General features: G+C 43.4%; 7 protein-coding genes, 18 tRNA genes and 3 rRNA genes. 25 read left to right on the top strand and 3 right to left on the bottom strand.

Translation table 11 applies throughout. From position 1 onward, the window contains the following. Positions 1-32: 32 nt before the first annotated feature. On the bottom strand, positions 33-1,322 hold the full coding sequence (locus MKX53_RS14185) for a glutamate-1-semialdehyde 2,1-aminomutase (RefSeq protein WP_340912058.1): 1,290 nt from the start codon (positions 1,320-1,322) through the stop codon (positions 33-35). Between the two features lie 181 nt (positions 1,323-1,503). Between MKX53_RS14185 and bcp the strand changes: the two genes are divergently transcribed. The 3 genes from bcp (at position 1,504) to perR (ending at position 3,486) form a co-directional block, all read left to right on the top strand. Continuing rightward, positions 1,504-1,986 carry a thioredoxin-dependent thiol peroxidase gene (bcp, locus tag MKX53_RS14180; protein ID WP_340913366.1) on the top strand — a complete coding sequence of 161 codons (483 nt, stop codon included), beginning with the start codon at positions 1,504-1,506 and terminating at the stop codon, positions 1,984-1,986. Between the two features lies 1 nt (position 1,987). After that, a complete protein-coding gene (locus tag MKX53_RS14175) occupies positions 1,988-2,929 on the top strand; it encodes a D-2-hydroxyacid dehydrogenase (protein ID WP_340912055.1) in 942 nt (313 codons plus the stop codon). Positions 2,930-3,042: 113 nt separating this feature from the next. Next, positions 3,043-3,486 carry a peroxide-responsive transcriptional repressor PerR gene (gene perR, locus MKX53_RS14170; RefSeq protein WP_139185114.1) on the top strand — a complete coding sequence of 148 codons (444 nt, stop codon included), beginning with the start codon at positions 3,043-3,045 and terminating at the stop codon, positions 3,484-3,486. Positions 3,487-3,655: 169 nt separating this feature from the next. Here perR and MKX53_RS14165 read toward each other — a convergent pair whose 3' ends face one another. Further along, entirely contained in the window at positions 3,656-4,000 is a 345-nt protein-coding gene (locus MKX53_RS14165; protein ID WP_093538186.1) for a YgzB family protein, read from the bottom strand. Between the two features lie 132 nt (positions 4,001-4,132). Between MKX53_RS14165 and MKX53_RS14160 the strand changes: the two genes are divergently transcribed. The 22 genes from MKX53_RS14160 to MKX53_RS14055 all read left to right on the top strand — a co-directional run bounded on the left by MKX53_RS14160 (position 4,133) and on the right by MKX53_RS14055 (position 12,124). Next, a complete protein-coding gene (locus MKX53_RS14160; RefSeq protein ID WP_093538187.1) occupies positions 4,133-4,999 on the top strand; it encodes a nucleotidyltransferase-like protein in 867 nt (288 codons plus the stop codon). A gap of 386 nt (positions 5,000-5,385) precedes the next feature. Continuing rightward, positions 5,386-6,940, top strand: a 16S ribosomal RNA gene (locus MKX53_RS14155). A gap of 95 nt (positions 6,941-7,035) precedes the next feature. After that, positions 7,036-7,112 (top strand) — tRNA-Ile (locus tag MKX53_RS14150). A 17-nt stretch (positions 7,113-7,129) separates the two neighbouring features. Then, positions 7,130-7,205: transfer RNA gene (locus MKX53_RS14145), tRNA-Ala, on the top strand. Between the two features lie 115 nt (positions 7,206-7,320). After that, positions 7,321-10,249 (top strand): 23S ribosomal RNA (locus MKX53_RS14140). A gap of 120 nt (positions 10,250-10,369) precedes the next feature. Then, positions 10,370-10,485 (top strand): 5S ribosomal RNA (gene rrf, locus MKX53_RS14135). Together the 16S, 23S and 5S rRNA genes with 18 tRNA genes alongside form the textbook arrangement of a ribosomal RNA operon. 8 nt (positions 10,486-10,493) lie before the next feature. Further along, positions 10,494-10,568, top strand: a tRNA-Asn gene (locus MKX53_RS14130). A gap of 5 nt (positions 10,569-10,573) precedes the next feature. Continuing rightward, positions 10,574-10,665, top strand: a tRNA-Ser gene (locus MKX53_RS14125). Between the two features lie 24 nt (positions 10,666-10,689). Next, positions 10,690-10,764, top strand: a tRNA-Glu gene (locus MKX53_RS14120). A 61-nt stretch (positions 10,765-10,825) separates the two neighbouring features. Further along, a tRNA-Val gene (locus MKX53_RS14115) sits at positions 10,826-10,901 on the top strand. Between the two features lie 35 nt (positions 10,902-10,936). Then, a tRNA-Met gene (locus MKX53_RS14110) sits at positions 10,937-11,011 on the top strand. 3 nt (positions 11,012-11,014) lie between these two features. Beyond that, a tRNA-Asp gene (locus MKX53_RS14105) sits at positions 11,015-11,090 on the top strand. A 132-nt stretch (positions 11,091-11,222) separates the two neighbouring features. Continuing rightward, positions 11,223-11,298 (top strand) — tRNA-Phe (locus tag MKX53_RS14100). Between the two features lie 9 nt (positions 11,299-11,307). Continuing rightward, positions 11,308-11,383 (top strand) — tRNA-Thr (locus MKX53_RS14095). Positions 11,384-11,389: 6 nt separating this feature from the next. Further along, positions 11,390-11,473: transfer RNA gene (locus MKX53_RS14090), tRNA-Tyr, on the top strand. 6 nt (positions 11,474-11,479) lie between these two features. Continuing rightward, a tRNA-Trp gene (locus MKX53_RS14085) sits at positions 11,480-11,553 on the top strand. A 27-nt stretch (positions 11,554-11,580) separates the two neighbouring features. After that, positions 11,581-11,656: transfer RNA gene (locus tag MKX53_RS14080), tRNA-His, on the top strand. A 34-nt stretch (positions 11,657-11,690) separates the two neighbouring features. Further along, a tRNA-His gene (locus MKX53_RS14075) sits at positions 11,691-11,766 on the top strand. A 1-nt stretch (position 11,767) separates the two neighbouring features. Continuing rightward, positions 11,768-11,839, top strand: a tRNA-Gln gene (locus MKX53_RS14070). A 3-nt stretch (positions 11,840-11,842) separates the two neighbouring features. Then, positions 11,843-11,917: transfer RNA gene (locus MKX53_RS14065), tRNA-Gly, on the top strand. Between the two features lie 10 nt (positions 11,918-11,927). Then, positions 11,928-12,001 (top strand) — tRNA-Cys (locus tag MKX53_RS14060). A gap of 40 nt (positions 12,002-12,041) precedes the next feature. Next, positions 12,042-12,124, top strand: a tRNA-Leu gene (locus tag MKX53_RS14055). Between the two features lie 270 nt (positions 12,125-12,394). Here the strand turns inward: MKX53_RS14055 and MKX53_RS14050 are convergent. Further along, entirely contained in the window at positions 12,395-13,243 is an 849-nt protein-coding gene (locus MKX53_RS14050) for an MBL fold metallo-hydrolase (protein ID WP_340912054.1), read from the bottom strand. Positions 13,244-13,399: the final 156 nt, after the last annotated feature.

The following is a 13,399-nucleotide window of genomic DNA, read 5'->3' as shown; positions in this document are numbered from 1 at the left end:
TCCAATCCTTTCGTAAGAAACAGCGCACTTGTTTATTGAAGTTTAGCAAATGCATTATTAACTGCAGAAAGTGTTTCTTGAATATCACTTTCTGAATGCGCAGTTGTGATAAACCAAGCTTCGTATTTTGAAGGTGCCAAGTTAATACCTTGGTTTAACATTAACTTAAAGAACTTCGCAAACATTTCCCCATCACTTGCTTCTGCTTGTTCATAATTCTCTACTTTCACATCTGTGAAGTAAACGGAAAGTGCGCCTTTAATACGATTAATAGTGATGGTCACATTATTTTTCTTGGCTGCTTCTAAAATACCGACCTCAAGTAGTCCACCTAGTCTATCGAGTTCATCATATAACCCAGGAGTTTGTAAAACTTCTAAGCAAGCAATACCCGCTTGCATAGACGCTGGATTACCTGCCATAGTTCCCGCTTGGTATGCTGGTCCTAATGGGGCAACTTGCTCCATAATTTCTTTTCTGCCACCGTAAGCACCTATTGGAAGACCTCCACCGATGATTTTACCTAATGCTGTTAAGTCAGGTGTTTGCTCTAACATAGTAGATGCTGCGCCGTAATGGAAACGGAATGCGGTAATTACTTCATCGTAAATAACTAGTGCACCTTTATCTTTTGCCAATTTATGAACTAGTGGAAGGAAATCTTCATTTGGCTCTACCATTCCAAAGTTTCCTACGATTGGCTCCACTAAAATACAAGCTAATTCGTCTCCCCATTTCTCCATAGCCTCCTCAAAAGCTTTTGGATCATTAAATGGAATAGTAATTACTTCTTTCGCTGTTTCTTTAGAAACACCCGCAGAGTCAGGAGTACCTAATGTAGCAGGACCTGAACCAGCTGCAACTAGTACTAAATCAAAGTGGCCATGATAGCATCCCGCGAATTTCATCACTTTTGTTCTTCCAGTATAAGCACGAGCAACTCGAATTGTTGTCATTACTGCTTCTGTTCCTGAGTTAACAAAACGAACTTTGTCCATTGAGGGAATAGCATCCTTTAACATTTTTGCAAAGGTTACTTCATGTTTTGTTGGAGTCCCATATAACAGACCAGTTTGTGCCGCTTTTGTGATGGCCTCGGTAATATGAGGATGTGCATGACCTGTAATAATAGGTCCGTATGCCGCTAAATAGTCGATATATTTATTGCCATCCACGTCATAAAAATAAGCACCTTCTGCTCTTTCCATAACGATAGGTGCTCCTCCACCTACTGCTTTATATGATCGTGATGGACTGTTTACACCACCTACTATATGTTCTAGTGCCTCAATTTGAATTTTTTCTGATTGTGTTTGTTTCAATGTCCTAGCCTCCGCTCAGTTTGTTTACAGATAGAAAGTATAACGTTTCTATTCAATTATTGTCTAGTATACTAATTCTTTAAGTTCCTCTTAATTGTAGACAATAATATTGAAAATTGCTAAGAAAATTGAACAAAGTGACTAACTTCGTTACGATATATATATAATAGGAGGGATTATGATGGAAAAACTAGAAGGCATGGTAGCACCTAACTTTTCATTGAAAAATGAAAAAGGAGATATTATTTCATTAAAAGACTTTGCAGGGAAGAAATATGTCGTTTTGTATTTTTACCCAAAGGATGCTACACCGGGCTGTACAACGGAAGCATGTGATTTTAAAGCGGCTCATACAAGTTTCACTGACTTAAATGCAGTTATTCTTGGAGTTAGCGCAGATGATGAAAAGGCCCATACAAAATTTATAGACAAGCATGGTCTTCCATTTTCGCTATTAGTAGATGATACGCATGAAGTATCAGAGGCATATGGAGTATGGAAGTTGAAAAAGAATTTTGGAAAAGAGTATATGGGTATCGAACGTTCTACTTTTTTAATCGATCCTACTGGAACGGTCGTAAAAGAATGGAATAAAGTTAAAGTCGACGGACACGTAGAAGAAGCACTTCTAACATTAAAATCATTAGTGACTGAAGGGCAATAATATGAGTATATTGTTTTCTTTTTTACCAAAGCAGGAGCAACAGGATGAATTAGTAAAAAAGTTCCCACATGCAGAATTTATATTTCAAAAAGGTTTAAATGAAGAACTGCTAAAGTCAGCGTCAATTCTAGTTACGTACGGCGAGGACATAGATGCACCTCACCTCAAAACTGCCGAACAGCTAAAATGGATTATGGTGGCTTCTGCTGGCTTAGAAAAAATGCCGTTACTGGAAATTGCAAAGCGGGGCATTGTCGTTACCAATGTACGAGGAATTCACAAAACTCCAATGGCAGAAACGATCTTAGCCCATATACTTTCTATTAAGAAGTCACTCCCGTTGATCAATGAAAATCAACGAAAAGGGGAATGGTCTAAACGTGTGTCTCCAACCGAATTATTAGATTCAACTGCGATAATATTAGGTCCCGGTGCAATAGGCGGGGAAGTAGGAAGAATACTACAGGCTTTTGGCGTGCACACAATTGGATGTAATAGCAGTGGAAAACTACCTCCATTTATGGACGAAATAGTTACCTTCGATAAACTAAATGAAGTTTTACCGAAAGCGGATATTGTTATTTCCATTCTACCGAGTACGGAGCAAACAAAGGGATTAATCACATACGAGCATTTACAGTCTATGAAGCAGAGTGCAATCTTTATGAATTTTGGACGTGGTGATTTAGTGAAAGAACAACACTTACTACGTGCATTAGAAGAAGAGAAAATCGCATATGCTGTACTGGATGTATTTGAGAAGGAACCACTTGCCGCAGAACACCCATTTTGGAGTATGAATAATGTAATCGTTTCTCCACATGTCTCCAGTCACTCTTCTCAATATGTAATAAGGGCGCTACAAATTTTCTCAAGTAATTTAAATGCTTGGATGGAGCAAAAGCCACTGGAAAATGAGATTGATTTGGAAAAGGGTTACTAATCTATGTATATCTTTCCTTAACGAGTAATAAATTTGACAGTTCATGCCCTTTCTATTTATACTTATTGTAACAATTATAATTAAAGAATGAATATGAAAAGAGGTGCATTGCGATGACGGAAGTACATTTAAGAGATGCTTTAGATACATTAAAATCGACTGGTGTACGAATTACACCTCAACGCCATGCGATACTGGAATTTATTATCCAATCTATGTCACATCCCACAGCGGACGATATATATAAAGCACTAGAAAGTAAATTTCCTAGCATGAGTGTTGCAACGGTTTATAATAATTTACGTGTTTTTAGAGAAGCAGGACTCGTTAAAGAGTTAACCTATGGCGATTCTTCTAGTCGTTTTGATTTTGTTACGAATGATCATTATCATATGATTTGCGACGCTTGCGGTAAAATTGTTGATTTTCATTATCCTGGATTAGATGAAGTAGAACATTTAGCTTCTCATTTAACTGGGTTTGATGTAAGCTATCATCGAATGGAAATTTACGGTGTTTGTCCAACATGCAAAGAGCATGCAACTAAAGTTCAATAAGCAAAACCGAGCGTAGTAAGACACGCTCGGTTTTTTATTTGTATAGTGGAGGTTGGCAAAAGCTCTGTATTTGCCACAATATACTAAGACAAAAAACATAGGATTTTCACTTCCACCTTCCACCTACTTAGAATAGAAAAAACACTTTGCTAAAAAAGCAAAGTGTCCATTATCTTTTTTTATTCAATGCTTCATCAAATTCTTGACCTTCAAGATTAGGATCTAGCGTTAAAGGTTCTTTACAATACATACACATATCTACTCTACCTAATACTTTAGTATGCTTACCACAGTTAGGACATACAACAGGCACTGCTTTTGTTGATAATAATCCAATCCAACCATAGACTGCTGTACTAGCTAAAATAGATAGTAGCCCCAGCGTTACGAAAATGGTAACTAATATACCGTTATCTTTAAAAAAGATTGCACCGTACATAATGATAAAACCAAAGAATATAAGTCCAAGTGCAAACGAACGTATACGATTTATTTTGTTTTTATAGGGTTTCATTTTTCAGCCTCCTAATTTCTACATACACTATATCATATTTTAGTATAAAGTTAAGTTAGGAATGAATTATAGAAGGAAATATAGAAAAGTTGTCGAAAATTTATAGTAGAAGTAAATAAAGGAGGCTTCATTTTGGAAGCGTTATTGAGACCGATTTATCAAGAAAGAGCAAGTGAACCTAATACACTTGGTGTTATTTTAGTAGAGAAACGGGCAGATTTTAGTCCTATTACAGATATGTTTGACTCTATTTTATTAATATTAACGAAAGAATCTGAGGTACCTGTTTTTACAAAGCATTATACGTATGAGGATAAAAAAACTGCGCTTCATATAATTACAGAAAAGCAGTTAAGAAAATGGCTCTTGTTGGGAACTAACCCGAAACTGGTGGATTGGTTAATCAACGGTCGCGTGGTATTTGATCGCAATGAATATGTAGAAAGTTTAAAACAAGAGCTATACGTATTTCCGATAAACGGAAGAAAAGCTCGAATGGGTATAGAGTTTGCCAAACTAACGAGACGGTATTTAGAAGGAAAGCTTTTTTTTGAACAACGTAATTTCTTAGATGCTTATAATCATATGGTAGATTCTTTACATCATCTAGCACGATTAGCTGTTTTTGAAAATGGTATGCACCCAGAAGTGATGGTATGGAATCAAGTAAAAGCATTAGATCCTTCTATATATAAATTGTACGATGAGTTAATCTCTAGTGATGAATCATTAGAAAAAAGATTAGAGCTTTTGTTTTTAGCGAGTGACTTTTTGATTCATTCCCGATCAAAAGATGGAGCACAACACATTATAGAAGTACTTGGCTCAAAAGAGTTTTGGACGATCCAAGAAATTCATGAGCAAGAAGAGCTTAAAAACTACTCTGTAGATTTAGAGGTTTTTATCGAGTTTCTAATAGATAAAGGGTATATTTCAATTGAAGAACAGCAAACCAAAAGCAACGCGATCATGCATAGATACTACAAAGTGATGATGTAGAAACAACATTTAAAAACGAACAATGAAATTTGTTCGTTTTTATTGTTGACATAATAAATAAATGCATGGTATTATAATAAGCGTCGTCAAAAACAACACAAACTATTTCAAACAAATAATAGTGAAAAAGTTTTTTAGAAAAACTTCTTGACACTTACCGAGTACGATGGTAAATTAGAGAAGTCGCAAAAAACGACACAACAAAATGAACATTGAAAACTGAACATGCAAAACGTTAAGAAACATAGCTTTCAACTAACTTAGTTAGTATGATAGCAAAACAATTTTGGACATCATTTAATGATGATGCCAGCAAAACAAAATGAGCTTTTAAACTAGTTCTAATTTGTTCGCTCTCAATGTGCTCTGCATACTGAAGGTGAACTATTATGGAGAGTTTGATCCTGGCTCAGGACGAACGCTGGCGGCATGCCTAATACATGCAAGTCGAGCGAATGACGAAGAAGCTTGCTTCTTCTGATTTAGCGGCGGACGGGTGAGTAACACGTGGGCAACCTGCCCTGTAGATTGGGATAACTCCGGGAAACCGGGGCTAATACCGAATAATCCATTTCCTCTCATGGGGAGATGTTAAAAGACGGCATCTCGCTGTCACTACAGGATGGGCCCGCGGCGCATTAGCTAGTTGGTGAGGTAACGGCTCACCAAGGCGACGATGCGTAGCCGACCTGAGAGGGTGATCGGCCACACTGGGACTGAGACACGGCCCAGACTCCTACGGGAGGCAGCAGTAGGGAATCTTCCACAATGGACGAAAGTCTGATGGAGCAATGCCGCGTGAGTGAAGAAGGTTTTCGGATCGTAAAACTCTGTTGTGAGGGAAGAACAAGTACGAGAGTAACTGCTCGTACCTTGACGGTACCTCATTAGAAAGCCACGGCTAACTACGTGCCAGCAGCCGCGGTAATACGTAGGTGGCAAGCGTTGTCCGGAATTATTGGGCGTAAAGCGCGCGCAGGCGGTCCTTTAAGTCTGATGTGAAATCCCACGGCTCAACCGTGGAAGGTCATTGGAAACTGGGGGACTTGAGTACAGAAGAGGAAAGCGGAATTCCAAGTGTAGCGGTGAAATGCGTAGAGATTTGGAGGAACACCAGTGGCGAAGGCGGCTTTCTGGTCTGTAACTGACGCTGAGGCGCGAAAGCGTGGGGAGCAAACAGGATTAGATACCCTGGTAGTCCACGCCGTAAACGATGAGTGCTAAGTGTTAGGGGGTTTCCGCCCCTTAGTGCTGCAGCTAACGCATTAAGCACTCCGCCTGGGGAGTACGGTCGCAAGACTGAAACTCAAAGGAATTGACGGGGGCCCGCACAAGCGGTGGAGCATGTGGTTTAATTCGAAGCAACGCGAAGAACCTTACCAGGTCTTGACATCCCGCTGACCGGCCTAGAGATAGGCTTTTCCCTTCGGGGACAGCGGTGACAGGTGGTGCATGGTTGTCGTCAGCTCGTGTCGTGAGATGTTGGGTTAAGTCCCGCAACGAGCGCAACCCTTGATCTTAGTTGCCAGCATTTAGTTGGGCACTCTAAGGTGACTGCCGGTGATAAACCGGAGGAAGGTGGGGATGACGTCAAATCATCATGCCCCTTATGACCTGGGCTACACACGTGCTACAATGGACGGTACAGAGGGTCGCAACCCCGCGAGGGTGAGCAAATCCCATAAAACCGTTCTCAGTTCGGATTGTAGGCTGCAACTCGCCTACATGAAGCCGGAATCGCTAGTAATCGTGGATCAGCATGCCACGGTGAATACGTTCCCGGGCCTTGTACACACCGCCCGTCACACCACGAGAGTTTGTAACACCCGAAGTCGGTGGGGTAACCCTTATGGGAGCCAGCCGCCGAAGGTGGGACAGATGATTGGGGTGAAGTCGTAACAAGGTAGCCGTATCGGAAGGTTCGGCTGGATCACCTCCTTTCTAAGGATAATATCGGAATACGAATCTTTATTCGTATCTTAACGTTTTGCAGTTCAGTTTTGAATGTTCATATTTATTATATGGAAATTCAAAGAGGGCCTATAGCTCAGCTGGTTAGAGCGCACGCCTGATAAGCGTGAGGTCGATGGTTCGAGTCCATTTAGGCCCACCATACCCTTTTTAAATCCCGGGGCCTTAGCTCAGCTGGGAGAGCGCCTGCCTTGCACGCAGGAGGTCAGCGGTTCGATCCCGCTAGGCTCCACCAAAGATTATTATTTGTTCTTTGAAAACTGGATAAAACGACATTGAAACAATAAACAACAAGAAATTCTGTTGTGATTATTTACGTAATCACAACGTGTAAGACTTTTTAACTTTTAGGTTAAGTTAATAAGGGCGCACGGTGAATGCCTTGGCACTAGGAGTCGACGAAGGACGGCACTAACACCGATATGCTTCGGGGAGCTGTAAGTGAGCTTTGATCCGGAGATTTCCGAATGGGGAAACCCACTGTTCGTAATGGAGCAGTACATTTGCGTGAATACATAGCGCATCTGAGACACACCCAGGGAACTGAAACATCTAAGTACCTGGAGGAAGAGAAAGAAAATTCGATTCCCTGAGTAGCGGCGAGCGAAACGGGAATAGCCCAAACCAAAAGGCTTGCCTTTTGGGGTTGTAGGACACTCTACATAGAGTTACAAAGGAATGAGTTAGACGAAGCGATCTGGAAAGGTCCGCAGGATAGGGTAAAAGCCCCGTAGTCTAAAATTCATTCTCTCTTGAGTGTATCCTGAGTACGGCGGAACACGTGAAATTCCGTCGGAATCTGGGAGGACCATCTCCCAAGGCTAAATACTACCTAGTGACCGATAGTGAACCAGTACCGTGAGGGAAAGGTGAAAAGCACCCCGGAAGGGGAGTGAAATAGATCCTGAAACCGTGTGCCTACAAGTAGTTAGAGCCCGTTAATGGGTGATAGCGTGCCTTTTGTAGAATGAACCGGCGAGTTACGATCCCATGCAAGGTTAAGTCGAGAAGACGGAGCCGCAGCGAAAGCGAGTCTGAATAGGGCGAATGAGTATGTGGTCGTAGACCCGAAACCAGGTGATCTACCCATGTCCAGGATGAAGGTAAGGTAACACTTACTGGAGGTCCGAACCCACGCACGTTGAAAAGTGCGGGGATGAGGTGTGGGTAGCGGAGAAATTCCAATCGAACCTGGAGATAGCTGGTTCTCTCCGAAATAGCTTTAGGGCTAGCCTCAAACGTTAGAATCTTGGAGGTAGAGCACTGTTTGGACTAGGGGCCCATCCCGGGTTACCGAATTCAGACAAACTCCGAATGCCAATGATTTATGTTTGGGAGTCAGACTGCGAGTGATAAGATCCGTAGTCAAGAGGGAAACAGCCCAGACCACCAGCTAAGGTCCCAAAGTATTTGTTAAGTGGAAAAGGATGTGGCGTTGCTTAGACAACCAGGATGTTGGCTTAGAAGCAGCCATCATTTAAAGAGTGCGTAATAGCTCACTGGTCGAGTGACGCTGCGCCGAAAATGTATCGGGGCTAAACAAATCACCGAAGCTGTGGATTGATACCTTTGGTATCAGTGGTAGGAGAGCGTTCTAAGGGCGTTGAAGTCAGACCGGAAGGACTGGTGGAGCGCTTAGAAGTGAGAATGCCGGTATGAGTAGCGAAAGACGGGTGAGAATCCCGTCCACCGTATGACTAAGGTTTCCTGAGGAAGGCTCGTCCGCTCAGGGTTAGTCGGGACCTAAGCCGAGGCCGATAGGCGTAGGCGATGGATAACAGGTTGATATTCCTGTACCACCAAACCACCGTTTGAGTAATGGGGGGACGCAGAAGGATAGGGTAAGCATGCTGTTGGTTATGCATGTCCAAGCAGTAAGGTGTGAATGTAGGCAAATCCGCATTCTTTAACATTGAGCTGTGATGGCGAGGACGTATGTCTAGAGTTCCTGATTTCACACTGCCAAGAAAAGCCTCTAGCGAGGTGAAAGGTGCCCGTACCGCAAACCGACACAGGTAGTCGAGGAGAGAATCCTAAGGTGAGCGAGAGAACTCTCGTTAAGGAACTCGGCAAAATGACCCCGTAACTTCGGGAGAAGGGGTGCTCTTTTGGGTTCATAGCCTAGAAGAGCCGCAGTGAATAGGCCCAGGCGACTGTTTAGCAAAAACACAGGTCTATGCAAAACCGTAAGGTGAAGTATATGGGCTGACGCCTGCCCGGTGCTGGAAGGTTAAGAGGAGTGCTTAGCGCAAGCGAAGGTGCGAATTGAAGCCCCAGTAAACGGCGGCCGTAACTATAACGGTCCTAAGGTAGCGAAATTCCTTGTCGGGTAAGTTCCGACCCGCACGAAAGGCGTAACGATCTGGGCACTGTCTCAACGAGAGACTCGGTGAAATTATAGTACCTGTGAAGATGCAGGTTACCCGCGACAGGACGGAAAGACCCCGTGGAGCTTTACTATAGCTTGATATTGAATTTTGGTGCAACTTGTACAGGATAGGCAGGAGCCTTAGAGCCCGGAGCGCCAGCTTCGGAGGAGGCGTCGGTGGGATACTGCCCTGGTTGTATTGAAATTCTAACCCATACCCGTAACCCGGGTAGGAGACAGTGTCAGGCGGGTAGTTTGACTGGGGCGGTCGCCTCCTAAAGTGTAACGGAGGCGCCCAAAGGTTCCCTCAGAATGGTTGGAAATCATTCGAAGAGTGTAAAGGCAGAAGGGAGCTTGACTGCGAGACCTACAAGTCGAGCAGGGTCGAAAGACGGGCTTAGTGATCCGGTGGTTCCGCATGGAAGGGCCATCGCTCAACGGATAAAAGCTACCCCGGGGATAACAGGCTTATCTCCCCCAAGAGTCCACATCGACGGGGAGGTTTGGCACCTCGATGTCGGCTCATCGCATCCTGGGGCTGTAGTCGGTCCCAAGGGTTGGGCTGTTCGCCCATTAAAGCGGTACGCGAGCTGGGTTCAGAACGTCGTGAGACAGTTCGGTCCCTATCCGTCGTGGGCGTAGGAAATTTGAGAGGAGCTGTCCTTAGTACGAGAGGACCGGGATGGACACACCGCTGGTGTACCAGTTGTTCTGCCAAGAGCATCGCTGGGTAGCTATGTGTGGACGGGATAAGTGCTGAAAGCATCTAAGCACGAAGCCCCCCTCAAGATGAGATTTCCCATTACGCAAGTAAGTAAGATCCCTCAAAGACGATGAGGTAGATAGGTTCGGGGTGGAAGCGTGGCGACACGTGCAGCTGACGAATACTAATCGATCGAGGACTTAACCAAATTTTGTTTAACGTAACAATGTCGTTTATCCAGTTTTGAAAGTACAAAAAAAATATAAAAAAAAGCTTGAATTATTTTCTAGTTTTGTTATACTAAGTATTGTCTTTCAAATTAATAAGGTCTAGTGATGATGGCGAAGAGGTCACACCCGTTCCCATACCGAACACGGAAGTTAAGCTCTTCAGCGCCGATGGTAGTTGGGGGTCTCCCCCTGTGAGAGTAGGACGTTGCTAGGCTGTATTATTCCGAAGTAGCTCAGTGGTAGAGCAATCGACTGTTAATCGATTGGTCGTAGGTTCGAGTCCTACCTTCGGAGCCATTTTAGGAGAGCTGTCCGAGTGGCCGAAGGAGCACGATTGGAAATCGTGTAGGCGGGTTAAACTGTCTCAAGGGTTCAAATCCCTTGCTCTCCGCCAGATTAGTTTTCTACATAAAAGTATGGCCCCTTGGTCAAGCGGTTAAGACACCGCCCTTTCACGGCGGTAACACGGGTTCGAATCCCGTAGGGGTCACCATTTATTAAATTGAACGAATGAAGTTGACGCAGAGATGCGAAGCTTATCGTAATTTAACCCAGGAGGATTAGCTCAGCTGGGAGAGCATCTGCCTTACAAGCAGAGGGTCGGCGGTTCGAGCCCGTCATCCTCCACCATTTCTTTTGAAACAAATTAGCAATTATAGTATTGTCGCGGGGTGGAGCAGTGGTAGCTCGTCGGGCTCATAACCCGAAGGTCGCAGGTTCAAATCCTGTCCCCGCAACCAAATGGTCCCGTGGTGTAGCGGTTAACATGCCTGCCTGTCACGCAGGAGATCGCCGGTTCGATCCCGGTCGGGACCGCCATTTTTTAAAAGATTGGTGATAAGCAAGAAGGTCGAGGAAGCGATTGAGTGATGGAAGGAACGTACTAAAGTACGTGACTAACTGAACGAATGAAGCTGACAAAGAGATTCGCAGCTTAGCACAATCGAATTTGGCTCAGTAGCTCAGTCGGTAGAGCAAAGGACTGAAAATCCTTGTGTCGGCGGTTCGATTCCGTCCTGAGCCACCATATTTATACGCCGGAATAGCTCAACTGGTAGAGCAACTGACTTGTAATCAGTAGGTTGAGGGTTCAAGTCCTTTTTCCGGCACCATACACTGGTGGGGTAGCGAAGTGGCTAAACGCGGCGGACTGTAAATCCGCTCCTTCGGGTTCGGCGGTTCGAATCCGTCCCCCACCACCAGTTTTTAGGGGCATAGTTTAACGGTAGAATAGAGGTCTCCAAAACCTTTGATGTGGGTTCGATTCCTACTGCCCCTGCCAATTTTTTTTAGTTAGCTTTGAATAATGGCGGTTGTGGCGAAGTGGTTAACGCATCGGATTGTGATTCCGACATTCGGGGGTTCAATTCCCCTCAGTCGCCCCATATTCCTTAGTAGTTAGCTCTTTTTTTATTTGTGGCGGTTGTGGCGAAGTGGTTAACGCACCGGATTGTGATTCCGGCATTCGGGGGTTCAATTCCCCTCAGTCGCCCCATTGGGGTATAGCCAAGCGGTAAGGCAATGGATTTTGATTCCATCATGCCCTGGTTCGAATCCAGGTACCCCAGTTTGCGGAAGTAGTTCAGTGGTAGAACACCACCTTGCCAAGGTGGGGGTCGCGAGTTCGAACCTCGTCTTCCGCTCCAATTACTTTACGGCGGCATAGCCAAGTGGTAAGGCACAGGTCTGCAACACCTTTATCACCGGTTCAAATCCGGTTGCCGCCTCCAATTTTTAAAAATGATTTAATAACTGCCTAGTATTTATTTTGCCGGTGTGGCGGAATTGGCAGACGCGCGGGACTCAAAATCCCGTATCCTCTGGATGTGCCGGTTCGACCCCGGCCACCGGTATAAAAGCAAAGAACCCTTGATATTTCAAGGGTTCTTTTTTTGGAAAAATGTAGATAACATAGTTGTACTATAAATAGAAAAAGAAATTACTCACGGTTTCAATAGTAATAAGAATAAGCCCAAGAGAAATCACCTCTTGGGCTTTATATGTTTACAAGCTACCACAAAGCTTTTGATCATTTAGTGTGTTCCTACAATAGTTAGGAATCAACACGGCAAACTCTGCACTCCTTTGGAATCTAGGGCAATTCTCTTAAGCAACGATACATGTTACGCATAACCATTTACAAAGTACTCGATTATTTCTAAATCGTCTTCCGTCACGTCACGGCCAAAATGAGAGGACATCTCTTCTGCAATTGCCTCTATTTTTCCTTTATGTTTATTTGTTAATTCTGCACTTGTCTTCAATAATGATACAAAGGAAGTAAATTCATCCTTTGTTAAAGGTGCTGGATGATGAGATAGGAAGAAGATTTCTGCGTCATAGCCTTCAATTTTCTCCAAAAGCTTATACATCTTTTCAATGGTATAATGCCACTTTTCTGCGTACATATTTGCATAGAGACAGTCCCCAAGAAATAATGTCTTTTCCTCTGCTATATAAATGAGATTCGAATCAGGTGAATGATCTCCACCAACATGTTCAATGATACAGTTAACCCCACCTATATTAAGTTTGATTTGCTTGTCAAAAATGATAGTGGGATCTGGTATGATAACTTCTCGCATACTTCCTAGCTCTAGCTTTATCGCATCTGCACAAAAAGGAATTTCAATCCCTGCTTCGACACGTCCATCCAACTCCTTGTCTTCCCATGATAGCTTTTGAAGTTCTTTTACTTTGTTATAGGTCATGGAATTGGAAACTGAAGGAACATCCATTTCACGTAAGCCAAATACATGATCCCAATGCCAATGTGTGAGAGCCAGAATATCCCCGGTGAGATGATAGGAAGCTAATTGCTCTTTAAAGTATTTAGCGTGATTAGAAGAATTACCAGCATCAATCAGTAGAGTCTGTTTGTCCCCTACAATAGCAGCTAATATCGGTCGATCTGTCTTTTGATATGCAGGCAGGTAAAAGAGTCGATCGGAAAGTTTTTTCAATGTTTGCATGAACTCGTACTCCCTTAAGAATGTTTATAATGTTCATTATATACTACTGTTTCAAGAGATGAAAAATAAAGCTAACTAGAAGTGTTTTTTAACTTTGCACTCCCGGGTGGGGATACATAGTTGTTAAATCTAGTTGCATATAAATTTGCTCGTGCA

Origin of the sequence: Psychrobacillus sp. FSL K6-4615, assembly GCF_038008225.1 — a bacterium.
GTDB classification, from domain to species: domain Bacteria; phylum Bacillota; class Bacilli; order Bacillales_A; family Planococcaceae; genus Psychrobacillus; species Psychrobacillus psychrotolerans.
The sequence above is the reverse complement of the archived record's forward strand: the minus strand, read 5'-3'. Positions and strand labels throughout refer to the sequence as shown.

What these genes read in the sequence shown, in the direction of transcription:
- MKX53_RS14050 (WP_340912054.1), bottom strand. Translation starts at nt 13,243, where the DNA reads ATGCAAACATTGAAAAAACTTTCCGATCGACTCTTTTACCTGCCTGCA.
- perR (WP_139185114.1), top strand. Translation starts at nt 3,043, where the DNA reads ATGACGGAAGTACATTTAAGAGATGCTTTAGATACATTAAAATCGACT.
- MKX53_RS14165 (WP_093538186.1), bottom strand. Translation starts at nt 4,000, where the DNA reads ATGAAACCCTATAAAAACAAAATAAATCGTATACGTTCGTTTGCACTT.
- MKX53_RS14175 (WP_340912055.1), top strand. Translation starts at nt 1,988, where the DNA reads ATGAGTATATTGTTTTCTTTTTTACCAAAGCAGGAGCAACAGGATGAA.
- bcp (WP_340913366.1), top strand. Translation starts at nt 1,504, where the DNA reads ATGGAAAAACTAGAAGGCATGGTAGCACCTAACTTTTCATTGAAAAAT.